Genomic DNA, 23,175 nt, shown 5'->3' on the forward strand with positions numbered 1-23,175 from the left:
TTATCTGTTTCCTCAGAATGGGCGCGCAGTAACGCGACGCCAATGCTTTTCGACCTTACCGCCGTCAATCACCATCTGCAGTTGCAGCCACGCCTGCGAATCCACATTGCGGCCGTAGCCTCGCGCGGTGATGAGAAAGGCCTGTTTGTTCACGCGGTTCGTCAGTTGCCAGCTTTCGATCAGGCACTGCGGCGCGCGAAACGATAGCGTTGCAGGCCACGATGCAAAGGCTGCAACCGCATTGGATTCGAACGTCGCCTGCGACTTCCAGCCGGTGGGTTCGCTGTTCACAACCGTCATGCTCACGAGTGCGCCGCCGATCACGCCGCGTGCACATGTCGTCAGCGCAGCATCTGCTGCGTGCAGCGCGATCAGATGATCAGCCATGCCTGCTGCGTTTCGCGCGGCAACCACTGTCTGCTCGAACCATGCTGCCGACGTCGCGAGCATCATCGCTGCAATCAGCAGCACGACGGGCAGCGCGATGCCCTGTTCACGGATATGCGGATGCCGACGTCGGTGCTGTCTGCCATGCGCAGTCGTCATGTCGTCGATACCTCGCTATTGCGTATAGCAACGCGCCGCCAGAATGCACGTCTCACGCGCGCGTCGCTGCCGATCGTCGAAACGCCGTCGCAATCGACATAGCGCGTCGGCGCCGTCTGGGGTGCGCCGCGCACGAGCACGCACACATCGACGGCGACTACGCTCGCCCATTGCGCGGGCGCAAGCGCCGCGGCATCGACCGCCGATGTCCCACCAGTCAGCCAATACCGCAACCGCACGCGCTCGACGCCCTCCACAAGCGGCTGCGACGAGTTGGCCTTGCCGCTGCCTTCGCAGTAGAGTTCGGGCTCGCCCGTCGCTCCACTCGTTTTGGCGTAGAAGCGGTTCACGATGGCCACGCCGGGCGCGTCCGCATCCGCTTTTGTCACGCCCTGCCCGAGGCAATCCGTCGCGAGGCCCGCGGTGGACAGCCATGTCGATACGCCATCGGCAACGTAGCGGACCGCGACGCCATCCGAATGTGTCGCCAGCGATTCGCACGTGAGCGTGTCGTCCGCGCCGACTGGCCTGCCGCCCGAGCAACCGAACAGCGCGGGCCTGGACACAAACGAAGCGGGCATATCGGCGGGAACGAAGCCCGCCATCTGCAACTGCTCGCCGATCAACGTCAGCGCAGTCATCGCTGCATCGTTGATCTGCGCCGTGTCGGCGGATTGCGTGAAGGCGATTCGCTGCGAGTGATACAGCGATACCGCGCTCGCGGTGACGATCAGGCCGAGCGCCATCGCGATCGTCATTTCGAGCAGCGTGTGGCCGATCCATGCGTGCGCGTCGCGTGCAGGGACGAACAGAAAAACTCGCGGCTTCATCGGGAAAACGCCACGACGACGCATTGCACACCGTTCGGCACATCGGCCTCACCGCAAGGCGCGGGCGAGTCGATCATATCGGCGGGGTTCGACGTGTTGCGCGGCATGCTGTCCTGCCACGCCCACGTCACGCGCGCGAGCGACACGTCGGCGCCGCTGATGCTGGCATCGCCCTTGGGCAGCAGACTCGCGGCGCGCAGCTTCCATTGATTCAGCGCGGCGTCGTTGGGATTCGGCGCGCGCGCTGCCTCGGCAATCGCATCGGCAACGAGCGCAGCCTGCTCGCGATAGGACGCCGCTCGCGCACTGCGCGCAATCGATAGCTGCAGGGCAATCAGACCTAGCACGGTGACAGCCGTCACCCCCACTGCGATCAGCACTTCGATCAACGATTGACCACGTTGCAAGGGAATATAAGCGCGCGTCATGCCGTCGCTCCGCATGCGCCATCGACGATACGCGCCCGTCCACCCGCTGCGATACGGATGCAGCGCCGCCAGTCCTTGCCTTGCGTCGCCTTCGACTCGACACGCGGGCCAATATCGAAGCTGCGAAAACTGCCGTTGGCCTGACCGGCTGGCGGCGTGAAGGTGAGATTGGTGAGCGCTCCGACAACACTGACGGACGCGAGATCCGGCTGTACACGCAGCGGAACGAAACCGCCTGATCGTTCGATCATCACGGCCCATCCACACGACCAGTCGATCACGCCCGTTTTGCACGGTTGCCCCGAAGCGAGACAGTGATGTGCTGCATCGACCCGGCACAGTGTGACACGCGCACCGCGCCGCAACGCCTCACCGCGTGCGTAACTGAGCGTGGACAACAGCGCACGTGCGCGCGCGTCGACCTGATCCCGCATACGCCACGCGGCAAACGAGGGTACCGTCAACGTCGCGACGATCGCCAGCAACGTCACCACGACCAGTGTTTCGAACAGCGTGAACGCGCGGCACGTGCGCCGCGTATGAACATCCCGTTTCATTAGCATTCCTCGATTTGAACCAAGAATGCGATGACTCTACGGGTGCGCGGCAACGCCCACAATTAGCCGGATGGCCAGGTGGCGGACGCACGAATCCCTGCACGAGAATGCCCGTGCATCAGATGAATTCGTGGGAAAACTTCAGGGAGAAAAAATGCGGAAGCGCGAACAATCAGCGCTTGCGAGCAGGCTTCGCGGGTGCGGCCGGAGCGTTCATCCGGCGGAATTCTTCGATGACGTCTTCGAACTCGGAGACATCTTCGAAACGCCGGTAGACGGAGGCGAAGCGCACGTACGCAATGGTGTCGAGCGCGCGCAACTCGTTCATCACGAGCTCGCCCAGCTTTTCACTGCGCACTTCGCGCTCGCCGCTACCGAGCAGTTGATATTCGATGCGCGACGCGGCGGCATCCACCGCGTCGGCTGCAACGGGACGCTTGCGCAGCGCCAGTTGCATGCTCGCAACAATCTTGCGGCGATCGAATTCCGTGCGGCTGCCGTCCTTCTTCACCACCGAGGGCAACGCCAGCTCGACCCGCTCGTACGTCGTGAAACGCTTGTCGCAGGCCGGGCAGCGGCGGCGGCGCCGGATCGCGGCGCCGTCTTCGGACACACGCGAATCGACGACCTGCGTGTCGTCGTGCCGGCAGAAGGGGCAGCGCATGGCGGCTTAGCGGTAGACCGGGAAACGTTGCGTCAGCTCGGCAACCTGGGCGCGCACGCGCTCGATGGTGGCCGTGTCTTCCGGGTTGTCCAGCACGTCGGCGATCAGGTTGCCGACCTGCTCGGCTTCCTTCGGGCCGAAGCCACGCGTCGTCATTGCCGGCGAGCCCAGACGCACACCGCTCGTCACGAACGGCTTTTCCGGATCGTTCGGGATCGCGTTCTTGTTCACGGTGATATGCGCCGCGCCCAGTGCTGCTTCCGCTGCCTTGCCCGTGATCTTCTTCGCGCGCAGGTCGACCAGCATCACGTGGCTTTCCGTACGGCCCGACACGATACGCAGACCGCGCTTGACGAGCGTTTCAGCCAGCACGCGTGCGTTCTCGACGACGCGTTGCTGATAGTCCTTGAATTCTGGAGCGAGCGCTTCCTTGAACGCGACAGCCTTGCCGGCGATCACGTGCATCAGCGGACCGCCCTGGATGCCCGGGAAAATCGCCGAGTTGATCTGCTTTTCGAACTCCGCCTTCATCAGGATCACGCCGCCGCGCGGGCCGCGCAGGCTCTTGTGCGTGGTGGTCGTGACGAAATCGGCGAACGGCACCGGGTTCGGGTACACGCCCGCGGCGATCAGACCGGCGTAGTGAGCCATGTCGACCATCAGATACGCGCCGACCGACTTCGCGATCTTCGACAGACGTTCGAAGTCGATGCGCAGCGAGAACGCCGATGCGCCCGCGACGATGATCTTCGGCTTGTGTTCCTGAGCGAGTTTCTCAGCGGCTTCGTAGTCGATGTCTTCGGCTTCGTTCAGGCCGTAGCTGACCACGTTGAACCACTTGCCCGACATGTTGACGGGCGAGCCGTGCGTCAAATGGCCGCCGTGCGCGAGGCTCATGCCCATGATCGTGTCGCCCGGCTTGAGCATGGCGAAGAACACGCCCTGGTTGGCCTGCGAACCCGAGTTCGGCTGGACGTTCGCGGCTTCGGCGCCGAACAGCTGCTTCACACGGTCGATGGCGAGCTGCTCGACCACGTCGACGTATTCGCAACCGCCGTAGTAGCGCTTGCCGGGGTAGCCTTCGGCGTACTTGTTGGTGAGCTGCGAGCCCTGTGCGGCCATCACGGCCGGGCTCGTGTAGTTTTCCGACGCGATCAGTTCGATGTGCTCTTCCTGACGGCGGTTTTCGTCCTGGATGGCGTTCCAGATTTCCGGATCGACGTTGGCGATGGTGCTTTGGGCTCTGTCAAACATGCTGGTTCCGTTATGTGTGTTCAGGTTGACCGGATCGTGCGCAGGTCGTGTGCCGGATGCGTATTGGGTACGCAGCACTGCTGGCCACTGCTGATGGTGGGAGCCTTGACGTGGCGTATGAAGGAGGTGCCGCACACGCGAGTCAGGACAACCACCGGCAGCGCAAACGACGGCGCGCGCGAAACATGGCTGCCCAGGCGAACGGCAAAACGGCACCCTGCGCTTCACGGTGGGACGCTCCACCTTGAACCCGTCAGGCTTGACAGCATGGGGTTCTATCGCCAGTCACGCAGGGATGAGCGCGTTAGTTTATTGGAACCGGGTCGAATAGGCAACCGGACGCACGGGCGCGCCCTGCCCGCCGCTGGAAGCCCCGTCCTTACTGGGCTGAGGGCGCCCTGTGACGCGCCCGAACGCGCCTTCGCGCGGCGGGGTCATTCTTGCCGCATCGCGCCATTGGAAGTAGGCTTGTGGCCTTTCTCCACCGACCAGGGAACAGCAATGATCGTGTTCGTCACCGGGGCGTCCGCCGGCTTCGGCGCCGCTATCGCCCGTGCTTTTGTGAAAGGCGGCCATCGCGTCGTCGCGACCGCGCGCCGCAAGGACCGCCTGCAGGCACTCGCCGACGAGCTCGGCGACAACCTGCTGCCGTTCGAACTCGACGTGCGTGACCGCGCCGCCGTCGAGGCCGTACCCGCCGCCCTGCCCGCCGACTTCGCCGCCGTCGACGTGCTGGTCAACAACGCCGGCCTCGCGCTTGGCCTCGAACCGGCGCAGCGCGCCGAGCTCGACGACTGGACGACGATGATCGACACCAACTGCACGGGCCTCGTGCAGGTCACGCGCGCGTTCCTGCCGGGCATGATCGAGCGCAGCCGCGGACATGTGTTCAATCTCGGCTCGGTCGCGGGGATGTACCCGTATCCGGGCGGCAACGTGTACGGCGCAACCAAGGCATTCGTGCGTCAGTTCAGCCTGAATCTGCGCGCCGACCTGCATGGCACGCCCGTTCGCGTGACAGACATCGAGCCGGGCCTGTGCGGCGGCACCGAGTTTTCGAACGTACGTTTCCGTGGCGACGACGAAAAAGCGGCGAACGTGTATCAGAACGTCCAGCCGCTCACGGCCGAAGACATCGCCGATTCGATCTACTGGATCGCGACGCGCCCCGCGCACGTCAACATCAATACGATCGAGCTGATGCCTGTCGCGCAGTCGTTTGCCGGGCTGAACATTCACCGGGGCTAGGCGTCGCGGGCGCGCCGCGCTGACCTGGATCGCCGGATCAGGATGCGGCGCGCGTCGCCCGGCACGAACCCGTGTGAACACGAATGTGCCTAAAAATGCGGCGCGCTTTTGCATTCCGGTAAAATGCGCGCCATGAATATGTCTGATAGTCAGTCTGGCGCGGAAATCGGCTTCATCTGGCCGATTCGCGTGTATTACGAAGACACCGACGCCGGCGGCATCGTGTTTTACGCGAACTACCTGAAGTTTTTCGAGCGTGCGCGCACCGAATGGCTGCGCGCGTGCGGCGTCGATCAGCGCAGGCTGGCTGAAGAGACGGGCGCGCTGTTCGTCGTGCGCAGTACGGCACTCGACTATCGCGCGCCGGCGCGGCTCGACGACATGCTGCGCATCGTCAGCCGGATCGAGCGGCTTGGCCGCGCGTCGGTCGATTTCGTTCAGGAAGCCTGGCGCGACGACACGCTGCTGGCAACGGGCACGATCCGCGTCGGCTGTGTCGATTCGGCATCGATGAAGCCGGCCGCCATTCCTCCGCCAGTTCATGCCGCGTTGCGGCGCGAACCGGGCTCAAACGGCGCCAGCGTGTCAACGGCAGGTATTTAAGTGCCGTTGTTACCTGGACAGTGAACTCGTAACGGTCACAACAAGACCAAGCATGGTTCGGCGAAGTACTTGCCGAAGCTTCCGGTTTGCCAACTGATTGCCTACCGAACGCTTCGATTCGACTTGCAGCCGGACGCCCCACCCGGGACGTTACAACGAACCTCTATGAACACTACACAAGATCTGTCGATCATTTCCCTTGTTCTCAACGCGAGTCTGCTCGCGCAGGCGGTGATGGCGCTGCTGTTGCTGCTGTCGCTGATGTCGTGGACTTTCATCTTCCGCAAGTGGTTTGCGATCCGTCGCGCGCGGGCGCAGACTGAGCGTTTCGAACGCGATTTCTGGTCGGGCGGCGACCTGCAGGCGCTGTATCAAAGCGCCGCGAACAACCGCCACACCATCGGCGCGCTCGAACGTATTTTCGAGTCGGGCATGCGTGAATTCCTGAAGGGCAAGGAAAAGCGGATCAACGATCCGGGCGCGATTCTCGACGGCGCGCGTCGCGCCATGCGCGCTGCGTTCCAGCGTGAAATGGACGTGCTCGAAGCGAATCTCGCGTTTCTCGCGTCGGTCGGTTCGGTCAGCCCGTATATCGGTCTGTTCGGCACGGTGTGGGGGATCATGAACGCATTCCGCGGCCTCGCAAACGTCCAGCAGGCTACGCTTGCGAACGTCGCGCCCGGCATTGCCGAAGCGCTGACGGCAACGGCCATCGGCCTGTTCGCCGCGATTCCCGCCGTGGTCGCGTACAACCGCTACGCACACGATATCGATCGCCTCGCGATCCGCTTCGAAACCTTCATCGAAGAGTTCTCGAACATCCTGCAACGCCAGGCCCATTAAGGAGTCCACGATGGCCGGTTCAGCCCGTTCCAGCATGCGCGGCAGCCGCTCGCGCCGCGCGATGGCCGACATCAACGTCGTGCCTTACATCGACGTGATGCTCGTGCTGCTCGTGATCTTCATGGTGACGGCGCCGCTCGTCGCACCGTCGATCGTGAATCTGCCGACTGTCGGCGGCGCCGCGCCGCAACAGCAGACGCCGCCCGTCGTCGTCAACATCAAGGCGGACGGCAACATGAGCGTCAAGTACACGGACGACTCGGGCGCGACCCAGCAGGAGACGATGACGCAGGCCGATCTGCGCAGCTTCGTCACCGACCGTCAGGCCTCGCATCCTGACCAGCCCGTCGTGATCGCCGCGGACAAAACCGTCAAGTACGAAGTCGTGATGAACGTGATGTCCGACCTGAAGGCTCGTGGCGTCAAGCGCGTTGGATTGCTCGTCAAATCGCAATGACCCGCCAGAAAAACGCCTATCCGCTTCGACCGCCGCGCGAGCGCGGCACGTGGCGCGCGTGCGCGCTCGCCGCGCTGATGCACGTGTTGCTGGGCTTCTTCCTGTATCACGGCATCCATTGGCAGAACAGCACGCCCGCGGGCGCCGAAGCCGAGTTGTGGACGGAAGTACCCGACGTGCCGACGCCCCGCCCTGTCCCACCGCCGCCGCCCGCTCCCGTACGACCCGCGCCGCAGGTGAGCGACGAACAGGCCGACATCGCGCTGCAGGAAAAGAAGCGTAAACAACAGGAAGCGCAGCGTCAGGCCGAGCTTGCCGAGCAGCAGCGTCAGCAGAAGCTGCAGGCTCAGCAGGAAGCCGAGGCGAAGCGCCAGCAGCAGCTTGCCGCTGATCAGGCCGCTGCGGCAGCAGCCGCTGCAAAGCAAAAGCAGCAACAGCAGCAGGCGGACAAGCTCAAGCAGCAGCAACTCGCCCAGCAGAAGCAGGACCAGTTGAAGAAGCAGCAGGAAGAGCAGCAGAAGGAACAGGAAGCGAAGCAGGCGCAAGCCGAAGCGCAGGCCAAGGCTGACGCGGCGAAGGCCGCGAAGGCCAAGGCTGCCGCACACGCCCAGGCGCAGGCCGAAGCCGCGAAGAAGCTCGACGCGGAACGCCGTCAACGTCTTGCGGCCATGCAGGGTATGGCAGGCGGTGAAGGCGCGACGGGCAACGGTCTCGCGAAGAGCGGCACGGGCACGGGTTCGGGTGGCAATGCAGCGTCGCCGGGCTACGCGGAGAAAGTCCAGCGCCGCGTGAGGCCGAATATCGTCTGGTCGGGCGATACGTCGGGCCTGCAAACCGTGGTCGCCGTGCGTTGTTCGCCGACAGGCACCCTGCTGAGCGCGACGATCGTCAGCAGCAGCGGCAACCAGGCGTGGGATGACGCCGCGTTGCGCGCGGTCCAGCGCTCGGATCCGATGCCGCAGGATATCGACGGTAAAACGCCCGGCAGCTTTAAGATCACGCTGCGTCCGGCCGCCTGACAGGTCGTTTACGGTTCGCGCGCTCGCGCGGGCGGACCGGGAACGATTTCTGCTCAAGCCGGTCTGTTCGTAGTCGTGGATTGTTAGAAATCCGTTTTTGGGGAATCTATACAGAATGAGTTTGATGACCAAGCTAGGCCTGCGGGCGCTCGTAGCGTCGTGCCTTATCGCCGCTGGCGGAGCCGCCCATGCACAACTCAACGTCCTCGTGACGGGCGTCGGGTCCACCCAGTTCCCGATTGCCACGGCAAATTTTGCCAACGAGGCAAATTCTCCCCAGCAGATCAGCACGATCGTCCGCCAAGATCTTCAGCGCAGCGGTAAATTCACCAACATCGATGCCGGCAGCGCCCCCGTTTCGGAAGGCGATTCCGTCGATCTCGGCGCGTGGAAGGCAAAGGGCGCGAACGCATTCGTCGCCGGCAGCGTCACCAAGCTGCCGAACGGCCAGTATCAGGTGCGCTTCAAGCTGTACGACACCGTCAACCAGCAAAGTCTCGGCGGCCTCGAACTGGTCAGCCCGGAAAGCGGTCTGCGCATGAGCGCGCACAAGGTCGCCGACTACATCTATGCGAAGCTGATGGGCGGCCGCGGCGTGTTCGCTACGCGTCTGTCGTACGTGATCAAGGTCGGCAACAAGTATCAGCTGCAGATTTCCGATTCCGACGGCCAGGACGCGCACATCGCGCTGTCGAGCCCGGAGCCGATCATCTCGCCGGCGTGGTCGCCTGACGGCACGAAGGTCGCGTATGTGTCGTTCGAGAAGAAGAAGCCGATCGTCTACATTCACGATCTGCCCACGGGCCGCCGTGTGATCGTGTCGGACCAGAAGGGCAACAACAGTGCGCCCGCATGGTCGCCTGATGGCCGCACGCTGGCCGTCGCGCTGTCACGCACGGGCAACACGCAGATTTTCGCCGTCAACGCCGACGGCAGCGGCCTGCGCCGCCTGACGCAAGGCAGCTCGATCGATACCGAACCGTCGTTCTCTCCTGACGGCCAGTCGATCTACTTCACCAGCGACCGCGGCGGTCAGCCGCAAATCTACAAGATGCCGGTCGGCGGCGAGTCCGCGGGCGGCGCGCAGCGCGTGACCTTCACGGGCAACTACAATACGAGTCCGCGCGTGAGCCCGGACGGCAAACAGCTCGCTTACATCTCGCGCTCGGGCGGGGGCTTCAAGCTGTATATCCAGGATCTGGGTTCGGGCGTCGCGACGGCGCTCACCGACACCACACATGACGAATCGCCCAGCTTCGCGGCGAATGGTCAGTACATTCTTTACGCCACTCAGGTGAACGGCCGTGGCGTGTTGGCCGCAGTATCGACAGATGGTCGGACGCGGCAGGTCCTGTCCGTTCAGGGAGGCAGCGTACGCGAGCCTTCCTGGGGCCCGTTTATGCAATAACACACTAGGAGAGTGAAGCATGATGTCCAAACTTCGTATCGCGCTTGCCGTGGGTATGGTCGGTGTACTGGCTGCGTGTCATTCGGGCGTGAAGCTCGACGAAAACGCCAACAAGGGGGGCGCAACTGGCGCGCAACCTAACCCGAACGATGTCGCCACCGTCAACGTCGATCCGTTGAACGATCCGAATAGCCCGCTGGCCAAGCGCAGCATCTATTTCGACTTCGACAGCTACTCGGTCAAGGACGACTACCAGCCGCTGCTGCAGCAACCCGCACAGTACCTGAAGAGCCATCCGCAACGTCACGTCCTGATCCAGGGCAACACCGACGAACGCGGCACGAGCGAGTACAACCTGGCACTCGGCCAGAAGCGTGCTGAAGCTGTCCGCCGTTCGCTGTCGCTGCTCGGCGTGCCGGATTCGGAAATGGAAGCCGTGAGCCTCGGCAAGGAAAAGCCGCAAGCTACGGGTCATGACGAAGCATCGTGGGCGCAAAACCGCCGCGCTGATCTCGTCTATCAACAGTAATAGGTGACAAGCCGTATGACGCACCGTTTCTCCTGGCTGCGCATGGCCGCAGCCGCCTGCGTCGCGGGATCGGCCGTGATGGCCCTGCCCGCTCACGCCGGCATGTTCGACGACGATCAGGCTCGCCAGGCGATCCTCGATCTGCGCACCAAGACTGATAGTCTGTCGGGCCAGCTGTCGGCGGCTCAACGCACGATCCTCGATCAGTCCAACCGTCTCGACCAGCTCAACCAGCAGGTCGCGACGTTGCGTGGACAGAACGAAGATCTCGCCAACCAGGTCGCCACGTTGCAGAAGCAGCAGAAGGACTACTACAGCGATCTCGATGGTCGTCTGAAGAAGTTCGAGCCGCAGCAGCAGACTGTCGATGGCGTCGAGGGCTCCGTGCAGCCGGGTGAAACGGACGCGTTCAACGCGGCTTCACAGCAGTTCCGCAGCGGGGACTTCAAGAATGCAGCGGCCTCGTTCCGCAGCTTCATCACGAAGTATCCGCAGAGCCCGTACCAGCCCACGGCGCAATACTGGCTCGGCAACGCGCTCTATGCGCTGCGAGATTACAAGGGCTCGACTTCCGTGTGGCAAGGAATCGTGCAGAAGTATCCGCAGCACCCGCGCGCGCCGGAGGCGCTGCTCGCCATCGCGAACAACCAGCTCGAACAAGGTCAGAAGGCAGCCGCAAAGAAGACGCTCGAACAGATCGTCGCGCAGTACAGCGGCTCCGATGTCGCGCAGTCGGCGCAAAGCAAGCTGTCGCAGATCAAGTGATGTTGTAGCGCCCGGCGCGAGCCGGGTGATGTAGATGGAAGCAGTAACGCAGTATCGATGCTTCAACAACCGATACGCGCCTCTCGCCGGAAAGCCCGGAACCTCACGGTTTCGGGCTTTTCTTTTGCTTGCGGCTGTAATGCGATTCGTTGACAGCTTTGCGCTTCGACGTTATAATCCCGCTTCTCTTTTGGGTCGTTAGCTCAGTTGGTAGAGCAGCGGACTTTTAATCCGTTGGTCACGTGTTCGAGTCACGTACGGCCTACCAAAAGATTTCAAAGGGCTTAGCTTCGGCTAAGCCCTTTTCATTTGCGCATTGCCGTCATCGCGTTGCTGCATGTCCGGTTGAGCGCCGCCCGCGAAGTCTCTCTTCTCGCAGTCCTCGCAGCTTCTCAACCTCCGCCCTGCTCACACGAAAAAATTACCCATCCGGATTTCATTCAATTAACATTCCGCCAAAATTACTGCTTTGCCTCAATTGCAAAATCCATTAGCGCGTCAATAAAAAGCCGTAATTAAATCGGAATCCGGGCTGCAAAGATTATATTTTCGAGGTATGCGTCGCGTGATGCCCGACACATTTTCTCTCCCCTCAAAGCCTTGCCTGGCTTGCACCAGACGTATGCATTACAGGAAATGAACGCACCGCTTCAGCGATAATTCAAACGGGATTCAGAAAAAATAGTACTTTCCCGACAATCATCCTCTCTCCGTAGTCAATTTCAGCCAATTAATCCGCGTAAGCGAATTGTCTACTGCATAATTCAAGCGACCTTCAATCATCAGCGCATCACTAACCTGCAAAGGGTTGATCCGGTGACCGACAAACTGCTTACCGATTGGAGTACTGCGTCGCTGGGCAAGAGCACACTCGCCGCTGACAAGCGGACCGTGTTCTACGTGCAGCCGCTGATTGCTCATTACCGGATGGAAGTGGTCGAGTCGTTGAACCGGTTGTTCTCGGTCAAGCTGTTCGCCAGTTCGGCGGGCATGGAGTCGAATGGCTTTTCGCGCGAAAAGCCCGCCTGCGCAGAGTTCGTCGAAACCGAGATCAATCACGTCTTCTCGCCGGGCATCAACATGCAGCGGGAAGTCGTCGGGAGAATCGTGCGCGAGCGCCCCGCTGCCGTGCTGATGTTCGCGGATATCCGCTATCTGTCGCTGTGGCTCGCGCTGATGGCAGGCCGCGCGATGCGCATCCCCGTGCTGATCCACGGACAGGGTCTCTACAAGCACGAAGAAGATGTCGGCATGATCCGCGGGCTGTGCTACCGGGTCGCCGTCGCGCTCTCCACCCAATACATCTGCTACACCGATGCGTCCAAGCGCTCGCTCGAGAGCATAGGTTGTCCTTCCGGGAAACTGATCGTGGCCGATAACTCGCTGACCGTCGAACACACCGTCGCTCCCGCCGAAAAGTCGGGCAAGGAGACAGGCATCCTGTTCCTTGGACGGCTGCGCGACGACTCGAATGTCGATGCCCTGATCGAAGCCGTCGGCCGGCTGCGCAATGAGGATCACGAGATCACGCTGCATCTTGTCGGCGGCGGCAAGCACAGCGCGCTGCTCAAGCGCATGTATGGCGACCGCGACTATATCGTCTGGTACGGACCCGTGTTCGATGAGAGCCGCATTGCAGCGATCAGCCGGCAATGCCGGATCGGCTGCTATCCGGGTGCGGCCGGTTTGAGCGTCGTGCATATGTTCGGGCTTAGCCTGCCGCCGCTCGTGCACGACGAATTGCAGCGCCACATGGGCCCCGAGCCGGGTTACGTCGAAGAAGGCAGCACGGGCTTCTTCTATCCGCGTGAAGGCGGCGTCGATGCGCTCGCGGATACGTTGCGCCGCGTATGGACGATGCCGCCCGATGCGATGCGCGCAGCCGGCGCAGCGGCCTATTCGAAGTATCAGCAGCTTAATTCGCCGACGCTTGGCAGAAAGCTGGCGGAAATCGTACGGGCTTCGTTGAAGCCGTAGCGCTTACCGGCCACGCCTGCGTCCTCAGCGATCCGCAAGCGTAACCTGAAGTACCCTAAAGCAACCTAAGCCCTCGCCTCGATCACCTGCTGCGCCACCGCGAGGTAACGCTGCGCCGTATCCTGCAGCGTCAGCCCCGCCAGCGATCTCGGCACTTTCCTCTGCGCCAGCGCGGCCACTAACGCGGCTGAATAGGCGGCAGTGTCATCGGTATCGACGAGTTGAACAGCGGGCAAAGTCTTCGCGAACTGGAACGGCGTAATCGTGCTCGCGACCACAGGAATCCCCGACGCGAGCGCTTCCAGAAACGCAATGCTGTGCCCTTCCGAGCGCGACGGCATCGCGAACACGTTCGACGCGCGCAGCACGCCGCTCACATCCGAAATCGGACCGTCCACGCTCACGCGCTCTTCGAGTCCGAGCTTCTTCACCAGATCCTTGATCGCAGCGAGATAAGCGGGATCTTCGATCACGCCATACAGTTGCAGCCGCACGTCGTTCACCTGCGCGGCGACTTCGCGAAACGCGTGCACCGTCTGCAACTGGTTCTTCACCGACGTATAGCGTCCGATCTGCACGATCTGGGGCGGTGTATCGCTGGCGCGCGGACGGTCGTCGAACGTAAAGCGGGATGTATCGACGCCGTTTGGAATCAGCGTCACGAGTGGATGTGAGCCGACGCAATCGTTGTAGTCGCGCACATTCGCTGGCGACACGCCAATCACCGCCCGCGCCCGCGACGACAACACGCGCTCGACGTTGCGAAACAGCTTGCGCTCGAAATCGTTGACGGCCGAATGCATCACGTAGACGACGGGCACGCGGCTCGGCAGCGCGCGTGCGTAGAACGCAGGGATGGTTGCATGGGCGAACACCACGTCGGGCCGGAAACGCCGCAGCACGCCCGCCAGGTGCATCAGCTTGCCCGGCAGGCTCGCGCGCTTCGCCGGAAACGCGCACGCCACGCCATGACTCTGCAACTCGCGCGTGAACGGCGCGAAATCGGGCCGCTCGGGCATCAGCGCCGTCACGCCGACGACACTGCCCTCGCGCTGCTGAAGAATCGCGAGATCTTTCGCCAGCACTTCAGCGCCCGATAGTCGCGGCTCCAGCACGAGATGGAGTATCCGCATCACATCACCCTTGCGGTGCGGTACACCATCCACGAAGCAGCAGAACTGAGACCGACCGTCATCGCCCATGCGATGCCCGTCACGCCCCAGTAATGCGTCGCGGGCGGCACGCAGGCGAGCAGCACGAACACCTGAATGACAGACGCCTGCGTGGTCGCTTTCGCATCGCCGACCGCCCGCAGATACGACACCAGCACCGCGATCAGTGCGCCGATCGCCATGTTGATCACGAAGATCTTGAAGAGCGGCACGGCAGGCAGCCAGGCCGGCCCGAGAATCAGCGCAAAGAGCGGTTGCGCGGCCAGCCGCAGCACGATCACGACCACCACCAGCCCGAGCGCGATCAAGCCGATATAGCGCTTGAACAGCTTGGCAGCAGCATTCGGATCGGCGCGATGCCGGGCCGCGAAAGTCGGAAACAGGTACTGTGACATCGCGATGGCGGCATCGGCGAGCAGCATCTGCGCGAGCCGCGACGACATCTGGTACGCGCCAAGTTGTGCCGGTCCGAGCAGCTTGCCGACCACTACCTTGTCGAACTGGTTGAGGACCAGGTTGACGACACTGCCTGCCCAGATCCAGCGGCTAAAGCCAATGTAATGACCGATGCCCGACCAGCGCAGCCGGATCGGCGGACGCGGACTCATCGTGACCCAGGTGAGCGTCGTCTTCAGCGATTCACCGACGATCATCCCCAGCAGCACCGAATACGCGCCCGCACCCATCAACGCGAGCGCCAGGCCGCAGCAGCAATCGACGAACGCCGCCGAGACTTCGATCAGCGCGACATGCTGAAAGCGCCGCTCGCGCTGCACGACGTAATACGCCGGCGACGCAACACCGCGCAACAGCGGCAGAAGCGCCGCGAGTTGCAACAGCAGCAGCGCGCCGCCCAGATGGAACTGGCTGTTCATCAGCGGCGCAATGGCAACCAGCGCCACGCCGATGATCAGGCCGCGAGTCGCGAGCGTCGTCCAGACGGCGCCGAGCTCATCGCGCGTCGGCGCGGCCTGCCCCTGGATCACCGCCTGCGAAAGCCCGGTATCCGACATCGCTTCCGCAATCGCGACGGCAAGCAGCGCGACACTCACGCTGCCGATCGCCTCCGGCCCGAGGATGCGGCCGATGGCGAGAAACTTGATGGCAACGAGCCCGCGCATCAACACCTGCTGCAACAGCACCCATGTCGCTGCACTCGAACCCAGGCCCGCCCTGAACGAGAACGCCGGTAGCCTCATCGTCCGCAATCTTCTTCTCCTGTTGACGACTGCGAGAGCCTGCGCGAGTTGCGCGCGTCTCCCATCCCCTGCAAACGGCCCGCTGTTTCATGCTGCCGCAACACGTTGCCTGTACCCGCGCTTGCGGCAGCCACAACCTCGCCACCGGCTCGCGCACGCCGTCCCTCAAGTTACCTCGCCATACTCGCGCACGGACGCCATCTGTCAGTCAGATTCGGCAACCTGCCCCTTCGGACTGTCTGTTGTCGCCAAACAAATGGCGAAATTGGCGGTTCACGCCGCAAGCGTAATGCTAAGGTGACCGCAAGGCTGCTCTATAAGATCGCCATGGAACGCGCTACTCATCTCCTGCCTGTGGATGCTCCAATCGCCGATGCCGCGAGACTCGGCTATGTCGTCATCATCGAGCCGAATTTCACGGGCCATCGGTGGCGATATGTCGAATGGATCGCGCAAGCCTGTCTCGAAGCAGGCTACCCCGTGCTGGTCGTCACCGAAAGCTCGAACGAGGATCATCGCCTCGCGCGCGAGATCATGTCGGCACGGCGCGAAGACCTGCAGATCGCGTTCGTCGATACGGAGAGCAAGCGCGACAGCCGTGGCCTGAAGCGCATCAGCTACGCGCGCTTTCATGCCTATTTCAAACGCGCTTACGACGCCGTCAAGCACGCCGAACGCGTGCGTCTGGTGGTGGTGCCGTATGTCGATTACTTCTTTCACGCGCTGCCGCTGCTCGGCACGCCGTTCGGCCGCACGCCGTGGATCGCCATCACGATGCGCGCGACCTTCCATCATCGCAAGGTGGGTGTGCGCACGCCTGGACGGCCGCTCGTCAATACGCTCAAATCGCTGCTGTTCCGACGCACCGTGCATACGAAAGGACTGCGCACGCTGCTGTCGATCGATCCTACGCTGCCCGAATGGATTGGCCGTGAAAAGCCGAAACATGGCGCGTCCGTCGAATACATCGCTGATCCGTTTCCCGATGTGAAGCCCGAAGATATGTTCGTCGCGCGCGAGCGGCTCGATCTCGATCCCGCTGGCCGCTATCTGCTCGTCTATGGCTCGATTACCGAACGCAAGGGCATCTGCGAGCTGGCAGAAGCACTTGCTGGCATGAAGGACGCGCCGACGCTGCTGCTGGCAGGCGAACAGGACCCGGAGACGCGCGGCTTCATGCGCGCGTTCATCCCGATCCTGAAACCTGCGCCTGTGATCCTCGATCGCTTCATTTCCAACGAGATGGAGCGCGATCTGTTCTCGGCGTGTGATGTCGTCTGGCTCGGCTACAAGGGCCACTACGGTATGAGCGGCGTGCTCGTGCAGGCCTACCGTTTCGACAAACCGGTGATCGCGACGAGCGATGGATTGATCGGCTGGTTTTGCCGCGGCGGACAACTCGGGCCGTGTCTCGACGATCTGTCGGCGGCATCGATCACGCGTGCGCTCGAAGAGATCGCCGCGCAGTGGGAGCGCGGCGAAAAGCATCAGCGTCCTCTCGATCATCTGCTCGCGCGCAATACGCTCGGCCAGTTCAAGGACACCCTGCGTCAGGCCATCACGGCGGCCATCGAAGCACGCGTCTGACACGGCAACGCGCGTTGCAACTGCATGCACGCGCGTATGCCGTCCCGTCATCGCATACGCGCTGCCCTGACATTCACTCCGACGTTTCGCCGCCTACCCCTTCGATCCGCTTCTCACGCGCCACGCGCGGCAGCAGCATCTGCCGCGCCCATTGTGCGCAAGGCCGTTCGATACGCGTCGCGCTGATCCGCGCGGCCACGTAGCTCGTGCAACACGCGAACACAGCAGCGGCGATGAAACCTGCGACGGGCATACGGTGATCGAGCGCATCGAGCGGCGTCTTCAACGCGAAGCGCACCGTCAGAATCGCGATGAAGCTCCAGACGTACAGGCCATAGCTGTTTTGCCCGAACGCAGCGACCAGTCGCGCGCCCGGATAGCGTCGCGGCAGTTGCGCGAGCACCAGCAAGAGAACGGCTGCTGCACACGCGGCGATGGTCGGTGCGAGCCAATGCGCGAAACCCAGCCCGGATCCCGTCGCATACAGCAGCGCCACCAGCAGCGCGCAGGCAGCAAGTGCACACACGACACCGAACATCGTCAGCCTGATTCCGTCGCGCAATAGCAGCCGCTTGCCGTAGCGCGCGAGCACCAGGCCGACCACGAAGCATGGCAACTGCGTCGGCGGCCAGTAGTAGAGGAAGGAGTTGTTCTCGACGGTGCAGACAGCGTCGCTGCAGGCGCCCGCCATCAGCATGAGCGCGCTGAACACCAGCAGCACCAGCGACGCGCGCCACAAGCCGCGACGCGTGCGCGTTGCGACGAAGATCAGCGGCGCGAACAGATAGAAGCACATCTCCACGCCGATCGACCAGCCGCCTGGCACCACCGTATTGACGGCACTCGGCAGCCACGCGTGAATGAAAAGCAGATTCGCAATGACATCGGCGACACCATGGGGTGCCGTGACCTGGGTGCCGAAATGCGCCGCCAGCTGATTGCCGAGCGAGTACACGGCAATCGCGACGTAGTACAGCGGCGCGATGCGGAAGAACCGCTTGACGTAGAAGCGCCGCGCGATCAGCGAGCGGTCGTCGCCGAAGCGCTTCGTTTCTTCTTCGAGCGTCAGCATGATCGTCACGGCGCTGATGACGAAGAACAGTTGCACGCCGTATTGCCCCATGTCGGAGACGGCTTGCAGCCACGGCGGCAGCGCGGGCATGAAGAGCGCGAGATGCACGAGTATCACACCGACGATCGCCAGCGCACGGCCAGCGTCGAGTGCTGCGACGCGGGCATCGTCGCGTGCCGCGGTCTTCGCGATGGACGTGGTGGCGGCAACTGACGGGACATGCGCGACGGTCGCGCCCGCCGCGTTCACGCGGGTCCGCTCCACGCAGCGGCTGCCGATACGGTCAAGCCATGTCAGCGATCCTGTGAAGCTCACGCAAATTCTCCCCTGCGGGCGGTTTGGACCGCCCGTCATCGCACGCTATGGGTGCAGTACGTTACAGCATGGAATACAGCGTTGAATGCGCCGGAATCAGGACAGCTGCCCGCCGACGGGCATTTCCTCCCGCACCGACGCATTGCGCTTGGCCGGGAACAGCGCGTTGCGCAAGCGCAGGAACGGATACTCGACGGCACGCGTCATCACGTAGCCCGCAATGATCGCCACGGCTGCCTGCGCAGCCAGCGCGATGAACCAGATCGCGGCGGGCGGCAAGCCCATTGCTGTCGCCTTGCGGATCACCAGATCGCCGGGTGCGAGTGCGAGCGAATGCCACAGGTAGATGCCATATGAGTACACGCCGAGCCAGGCGACGGCACGATACGCGAGCGACTCGCGCGCCTTGCCCGAGTGCTCGAGCATCAGCACGATGAACGCGCAATAGCCGATGGCCTGAATCGTGTAGCCGATGCTTTCGTCGAGCGGTTCGTTCCGGATGGCGAGCACGAGCCACGCGACCAGCACGGCCACGATCGCCAGCAGCCAGTACGTGCGCTTCGCGATGCCCTGATACACCTCCGGCTTCATCCAGTAGATCGCGGCGAGAATCACACCGTACAGCAGGCTGTCGATGCGATATTGCGTGTAGAAGAATGCGGCCTGCAGATCGCCGCCCGCCACTTCGAGGCAACGCGCGATCAGCACGATCACGCAGATGCCGCCGAGCACGCTGATGATCGAACCCGCGCGCATTTTCCAGCGCGCGAACAGCAGCAGCACGGCGGGCAGGAACAGATAGAAATGCTCTTCGACAGCGAGACTCCACGTCTGCGAAATCGAGGTGCCGAAGTAGTTCTGCAGGTGCGTGAGGTTCTGCCAGAGAAACGAATCGAGCGGATGGCGGCCGACGATCGTATGGAACAGGATCAGCACGTAGTACGCCGGCCAGATCTTGAAGATCCGTCGCACGATAAAGCGGCGCGCGTCGATGTGACCCGTCTCGGCGTATTGCCGCAGCAGCAGCCCGCCGACCAGAAAACCGCTGAGCGTGAAGAACAGGTTCACGCCTTCGCGGCCAAAGCTTTTCAGCGGATACTCAATGATCGAGATCAGCGCGCTACCCGTGTGATTCACATGGAAGTGGTAGCCCATCACCGCAATAATCGCGATGCCGCGCACGAAGTCGAGCTCCACCGACCTGCCTCGCGTCATCGCTTGCGCGCTGCCGAATAGCTTCATGCCTGTTCCCCTTCGACGTCGTTTGCTGATCGTTGTTCGTGAGCCGCCATGCGAAGATCGACTGCCACGCCGTGCGTCAGCGCCATCGAACCGTCACAGATCCGCCGTCGGCTGCATGCGGCACGCAGAGCCGCGCCAACTGGCACTTTTTCGCACGTTACTGCCGCCATGTTGCTTGCTCGGCCACGCATTCACACGCCAAGTTGCTGTCCTTGTCGGACAGCCTCGCAGGCCGCGTGAAACCGTCTGACGAGAGCGTTTGAAGCGCATCGTTTGACCCCGCCAGAACCCAGGCGTATTACGCCTGCCCCGGACTTCACCGTAAGCCATCCATTTATATTCAGACTGAACAGAGGCGTGCACCGCCCTGACACGATGAACACACGCACCGCACCGAGAGGGAGAATCGTCGATGCGCAACAACAAGTACGCTACGTTGTGGATCTGGATGTGCTTGTGCCCCCTCGCGCTCGATTACAAGGCGCCGGATGCAGACTCGGGCCACGCCACCCAGGTGCTGCTCGTCGCGCCGACGCTCGCTGCCGCGCTCGCGCTGATCTTCATCGCGCCGCGCTTTCGCCAGGGCTCACCGCTACGCCGCTTCGTCACCGTCTGCCTGTTGCTGAGCGTGCCGGGCAGTCTCGTTGCGCAATTCGTCCAGGACAACGATTTCGGCAATTATCTGCGTGTCGTGCTGCCGTTTCTGCTGTTCCTGCTGGGCTACGCGCTGGCCTGTCATCCGTGGCACGAGCATCGCGTCACGCAGCTCGAAAAGGCGCTGTTCTGGGCCAATACGATCTGCATGGTGTTCACCTTTGTGTTCGGCATTGCGACGGGCGGCGGAATCGGCGGCATCGCCGATGTGCGCTTCCGGATCGTCTCGGTGACGCTGCTCGGCCTGCAAGGCGTGCTGCTGCACGAGTTCGTGCTGGCGCGGCGTTTTTCGCCGTTCATGCTCGCTGTATTCGGCGGCACCGTGATAGTCGAGCTGATCAGCGTGACGCGCAGTCTGCTGGTCGGCACAGTCTTGCTGTTCATGATGGCTGCGTGGATGAGCGCGCCGTCGCTGCGCTATCTGATGCGCTCGGCGTTTCGCGCGTTCCTGGCCAGCGTGGTGCTCGGCGCGATCGGCGCGGCCGCGGTGCTGAGCATGCCGTCCGTCAGCGAGCACTGGATGCAGCGCTTCACGGCAGCGTCCGCGACACAGACAGGCAAGGATCCGACCACCATCACGCGTCTGGCCGAAATCAAGGACCAGTTCGATCAGGTGACGTCCTCGACGCAATCGCTGCTGCTCGGCGAAGGTTACGGTCATTACTATCGCTACTCGCCGCAATATCTGCCCGATCTCGCGGGCCAGATCAGCGAGAAGGATTTCTACGCGATCCACGAATGGGCCGCGGGCCACAACTTCTGGATGTATCAACTGTTCGCGGGCGGGCTGCTATTTGGCCTTGCGCTGCCGCTGGCGGTGATCGTCGTGCTCGCGCACTGCGCGCTCGCCTATCGACGATGGCGCGCAAAAAGTCCGGGCGCGCCGCTACTGCCCGTGTTCGGCCGCTCGATCCTGCTGCTCGCGGGGCTGCCTGCCATGTCGATCGGCGGCAATCCGCTCGGGCCGCGTTTCTCGGGACTGGTATTCGGCGTCGCGCTCGGTATGACGGTCGCGACGTATTGTCGTTTGCATCGTGAGCTGGATGTGAAGGCGCGTTCGCGCGTCGGCCCGGTGACGCCGCCGCAGTCGGCGCGCGCGACGGCCGTCGCGCAGCAGCAGCCGCCTGCGCATCCGCCCGTTCAGCCGACGCGCCCGGCGCCGTTCGCAGCGGCGGCAGCGCTCGGCGCGCTGCAGGATTCGACGGAGACCGAAACGTACGACGCAGACCGTGCAGGAGATCTGCGTCAGCGAGGCATGCCGGCGTCCGCGTGACGCGCCTTGACGCAACACATGCATCACGCTGATCACCTCGCTTCATCGCCCGGCTGTGCCGGTTTTTTTAGCATCACGCACTACACCGTGTTATTCGCCAATGAAAATACTTCATCTACTTTCGACAGTCGATCCACGGGCAGGCGGACCGACTGAAGGTGTGAGACAGAGCGGTGTCGCGATGGCGTCGCTGGGTCATGAGATCGAGGTCGCATCGCTCGACGCACCCGACGCACCGCACGTGCACGAATTTCCGTTGCCCGTGCATGCGCTCGGTCCGGGGCGCAACTACTATGGCTTCACGCCCGCCTACGTGCCGTGGCTTGCGCGCGAGGCGCAGCGCTTCGACGCGGTGATCGTGCATGGTCTGTGGCAATACCATGGCTATGGCGCGTGGCGCGCGCTGCGTAGATCGAAGGTGCCGTATTACGTGTACGCGCACGGCATGCTCGATCCGTATTTCAAGCATGCTTATCCGCTCAAGCATCTGAAGAAATGGGCGTATTGGCCGTGGGCGGAGTATCGCGTGCTGCGCGATGCTGCTGCCGTGATCTACACGCCCGAGGAAGAGCGGCTGCTGGCGCGTCAGTCGTTCTGGCTGTATCGCGCGAATGAACGGGTCGTGCCGTTCGGCACCAATGCGCCGCCGCCGCACGCGCAGGCGCTGCGCGAAGCGTTTCTGCAGGCGTATCCGAATCTGCGCGGCAAGCGGATCGTGCTGTTTCTCGGGCGCATTCACGAGAAGAAGGGTTGCGACCTGCTCGTTCATGCGTGCGCCGATCATGCCCAGCGGGATCCCGATGCGCATCTGGTGATCGCCGGTCCCGATGCGACGGGATGGCAGCGGCGACTGCAAGGGCTGGCGCGCTCGTGCGGCCTGGAGGATCGGGTGACGTGGCCGGGCATGTTACAGGCCGATCTGAAATGGGGAGCTTTTTACGCCAGCGAAGTATTCGCGCTGCCTTCGCATCAGGAGAATTTTGGTGTCGCTGTGGCCGAGGCACTGGCGTGCGGGTTGCCGGTGTTGCTGTCCGACAAGGTTGGCGTGTGGCGTGAGGTCGAGAATGATCACGCTGGCTTTGTTTCCAGCGATACGATCAATGGGACGCAGCGTAATCTGCTCAACTGGCATTCGCTTGATGCTGCTGCGAAGGCGAATATGCGGGAGCAGGCGCGTAGAACCTTCGATGCGAGGTTTGGGATTGCCAGTATGGTGGATTCGTTGACTGCGTTGTTGCAGCCGCAGGTTACTGTTGCGGCGGCGAGGGGCGTCGAGCAGCAGTCGCCGCAGAATACGCCTGGGGCGATGCCGAGGAAGGCTGCTGCGCAGCGGGAACCTTCGGTGAGTTGAAGGTTTTTGCTGCGCGGGCTTTGGGTTTGTTGTTGCTTTTGATTTTAGGTTTTTGTTTTTGCTTTTGCTTTTGCTGGCGTCCGCGATGTGGTGTTAGTACTTCACGCGTCGCCCCTGTGCGGGGCGGCACCTACTTTTCTTTGCCGCCGCAAAGAAAAGTAGGCAAAAGAAAGCGGGCTAAC

Annotated in this window: 22 protein-coding genes, 1 tRNA gene and 1 riboswitch; of the genes, 13 read left to right on the forward strand and 10 right to left on the reverse strand. The window is 62.8% G+C overall.

The features are described from left to right. Positions 1 to 12: 12 nt before the first annotated feature. The 6 genes from DK391_RS33970 to glyA form a co-directional block, all read right to left on the reverse strand. A complete protein-coding gene (locus DK391_RS33970; RefSeq protein ID WP_109482387.1) occupies positions 13 to 546 on the reverse strand; it encodes a pilus assembly protein in 534 nt (177 codons plus the stop codon). After that, the gene (locus DK391_RS33975; protein WP_109482388.1) at positions 543 to 1,376 is read right to left on the reverse strand and encodes a PilW family protein; all 834 of its coding nucleotides are present in this window, start codon (positions 1,374 to 1,376) and stop codon (positions 543 to 545) included. The genes DK391_RS33970 and DK391_RS33975 overlap by 4 nt, the downstream gene beginning before the upstream one ends. Next, the gene (locus tag DK391_RS33980; RefSeq protein WP_109482408.1) at positions 1,373 to 1,804 is read right to left on the reverse strand and encodes a prepilin-type N-terminal cleavage/methylation domain-containing protein; all 432 of its coding nucleotides are present in this window, start codon (positions 1,802 to 1,804) and stop codon (positions 1,373 to 1,375) included. The genes DK391_RS33975 and DK391_RS33980 overlap by 4 nt, the downstream gene beginning before the upstream one ends. Then, positions 1,801 to 2,361: a GspH/FimT family pseudopilin gene (locus DK391_RS33985; RefSeq protein ID WP_109482389.1), complete on the reverse strand. Its 561-nt coding sequence runs from the start codon at positions 2,359 to 2,361 to the stop codon at positions 1,801 to 1,803. Before DK391_RS33985 ends, DK391_RS33980 begins: the two co-directional genes overlap by 4 nt. Positions 2,362 to 2,533: 172 nt before the next feature. Beyond that, on the reverse strand, positions 2,534 to 3,025 hold the full coding sequence (nrdR, locus tag DK391_RS33990; protein WP_109482390.1) for a transcriptional regulator NrdR: 492 nt from the start codon (positions 3,023 to 3,025) through the stop codon (positions 2,534 to 2,536). Positions 3,026 to 3,031: 6 nt separating this feature from the next. Then, positions 3,032 to 4,279: a serine hydroxymethyltransferase gene (glyA, locus tag DK391_RS33995; RefSeq protein ID WP_109482391.1), complete on the reverse strand. Its 1,248-nt coding sequence runs from the start codon at positions 4,277 to 4,279 to the stop codon at positions 3,032 to 3,034. A 184-nt stretch (positions 4,280 to 4,463) separates the two neighbouring features. Then, a riboswitch (ZMP/ZTP riboswitch) is annotated at positions 4,464 to 4,578 on the reverse strand. A gap of 202 nt (positions 4,579 to 4,780) precedes the next feature. On the opposite strand from glyA, the gene ydfG reads away from it, so the two are divergent. The 10 genes from ydfG to DK391_RS34050 all read left to right on the forward strand — a co-directional run bounded on the left by ydfG (position 4,781) and on the right by DK391_RS34050 (position 13,128). Next, positions 4,781 to 5,527, forward strand: a complete 747-nt coding sequence (gene ydfG / locus DK391_RS34005) for a bifunctional NADP-dependent 3-hydroxy acid dehydrogenase/3-hydroxypropionate dehydrogenase YdfG (protein ID WP_109482392.1) — start codon at positions 4,781 to 4,783, stop codon at positions 5,525 to 5,527. Positions 5,528 to 5,650: 123 nt separating this feature from the next. After that, entirely contained in the window at positions 5,651 to 6,130 is a 480-nt protein-coding gene (gene ybgC, locus DK391_RS34010; RefSeq protein WP_109482393.1) for a tol-pal system-associated acyl-CoA thioesterase, read from the forward strand. Positions 6,131 to 6,295: 165 nt separating this feature from the next. Then, positions 6,296 to 6,973, forward strand: a complete 678-nt coding sequence (gene tolQ, locus DK391_RS34015; RefSeq protein WP_012401829.1) for a protein TolQ — start codon at positions 6,296 to 6,298, stop codon at positions 6,971 to 6,973. A gap of 10 nt (positions 6,974 to 6,983) precedes the next feature. Next, on the forward strand, positions 6,984 to 7,430 hold the full coding sequence (tolR, locus tag DK391_RS34020) for a protein TolR (protein ID WP_109482394.1): 447 nt from the start codon (positions 6,984 to 6,986) through the stop codon (positions 7,428 to 7,430). Beyond that, on the forward strand, positions 7,427 to 8,449 hold the full coding sequence (tolA, locus tag DK391_RS34025) for a cell envelope integrity protein TolA (RefSeq protein ID WP_109482395.1): 1,023 nt from the start codon (positions 7,427 to 7,429) through the stop codon (positions 8,447 to 8,449). Before tolR ends, tolA begins: the two co-directional genes overlap by 4 nt. A gap of 115 nt (positions 8,450 to 8,564) precedes the next feature. Beyond that, on the forward strand, positions 8,565 to 9,857 hold the full coding sequence (gene tolB / locus DK391_RS34030) for a Tol-Pal system beta propeller repeat protein TolB (RefSeq protein ID WP_109482396.1): 1,293 nt from the start codon (positions 8,565 to 8,567) through the stop codon (positions 9,855 to 9,857). A gap of 19 nt (positions 9,858 to 9,876) precedes the next feature. After that, positions 9,877 to 10,386: a peptidoglycan-associated lipoprotein Pal gene (gene pal, locus DK391_RS34035; RefSeq protein WP_109482397.1), complete on the forward strand. Its 510-nt coding sequence runs from the start codon at positions 9,877 to 9,879 to the stop codon at positions 10,384 to 10,386. 15 nt (positions 10,387 to 10,401) lie between these two features. Then, positions 10,402 to 11,151: a tol-pal system protein YbgF gene (ybgF, locus tag DK391_RS34040; RefSeq protein ID WP_109482398.1), complete on the forward strand. Its 750-nt coding sequence runs from the start codon at positions 10,402 to 10,404 to the stop codon at positions 11,149 to 11,151. A 192-nt stretch (positions 11,152 to 11,343) separates the two neighbouring features. After that, positions 11,344 to 11,419: transfer RNA gene (locus tag DK391_RS34045), tRNA-Lys, on the forward strand. Between the two features lie 548 nt (positions 11,420 to 11,967). Continuing rightward, positions 11,968 to 13,128 (forward strand): glycosyltransferase, encoded by a 1,161-nt coding sequence (locus DK391_RS34050; protein ID WP_109482399.1) that lies wholly within the window; start codon positions 11,968 to 11,970, stop codon positions 13,126 to 13,128. A 65-nt stretch (positions 13,129 to 13,193) separates the two neighbouring features. Here DK391_RS34050 and DK391_RS34055 read toward each other — a convergent pair whose 3' ends face one another. Continuing rightward, positions 13,194 to 14,261 carry a glycosyltransferase gene (locus tag DK391_RS34055; RefSeq protein ID WP_109482400.1) on the reverse strand — a complete coding sequence of 356 codons (1,068 nt, stop codon included), beginning with the start codon at positions 14,259 to 14,261 and terminating at the stop codon, positions 13,194 to 13,196. Beyond that, complete coding sequence (locus DK391_RS34060) at positions 14,261 to 15,508, reverse strand: oligosaccharide flippase family protein (RefSeq protein ID WP_109482401.1); 1,248 nt, start codon at positions 15,506 to 15,508, stop codon at positions 14,261 to 14,263. Before DK391_RS34060 ends, DK391_RS34055 begins: the two co-directional genes overlap by 1 nt. A gap of 318 nt (positions 15,509 to 15,826) precedes the next feature. Between DK391_RS34060 and DK391_RS34065 the strand changes: the two genes are divergently transcribed. Next, positions 15,827 to 17,086, forward strand: a complete 1,260-nt coding sequence (locus DK391_RS34065; protein WP_109482402.1) for a glycosyltransferase — start codon at positions 15,827 to 15,829, stop codon at positions 17,084 to 17,086. A gap of 73 nt (positions 17,087 to 17,159) precedes the next feature. Here DK391_RS34065 and DK391_RS34070 read toward each other — a convergent pair whose 3' ends face one another. Together DK391_RS34070 and DK391_RS34075 are read right to left on the reverse strand one after the other, a co-directional pair. Further along, complete coding sequence (locus DK391_RS34070; protein ID WP_109482403.1) at positions 17,160 to 18,473, reverse strand: acyltransferase; 1,314 nt, start codon at positions 18,471 to 18,473, stop codon at positions 17,160 to 17,162. A 96-nt stretch (positions 18,474 to 18,569) separates the two neighbouring features. Then, positions 18,570 to 19,715, reverse strand: a complete 1,146-nt coding sequence (locus tag DK391_RS34075) for an acyltransferase (RefSeq protein WP_109482404.1) — start codon at positions 19,713 to 19,715, stop codon at positions 18,570 to 18,572. Positions 19,716 to 20,127: 412 nt separating this feature from the next. Between DK391_RS34075 and DK391_RS34080 the strand changes: the two genes are divergently transcribed. Beyond that, a complete protein-coding gene (locus DK391_RS34080) occupies positions 20,128 to 21,642 on the forward strand; it encodes a hypothetical protein (protein WP_109482405.1) in 1,515 nt (504 codons plus the stop codon). A 100-nt stretch (positions 21,643 to 21,742) separates the two neighbouring features. Beyond that, a complete protein-coding gene (locus DK391_RS34085; RefSeq protein WP_109482406.1) occupies positions 21,743 to 22,993 on the forward strand; it encodes a glycosyltransferase in 1,251 nt (416 codons plus the stop codon). Positions 22,994 to 23,175 lie beyond the last annotated feature (182 nt).

Origin of the sequence: Paraburkholderia sp. C35 (assembly GCF_003121405.1) — a bacterium.
GTDB lineage: Bacteria > Pseudomonadota > Gammaproteobacteria > Burkholderiales > Burkholderiaceae > Paraburkholderia.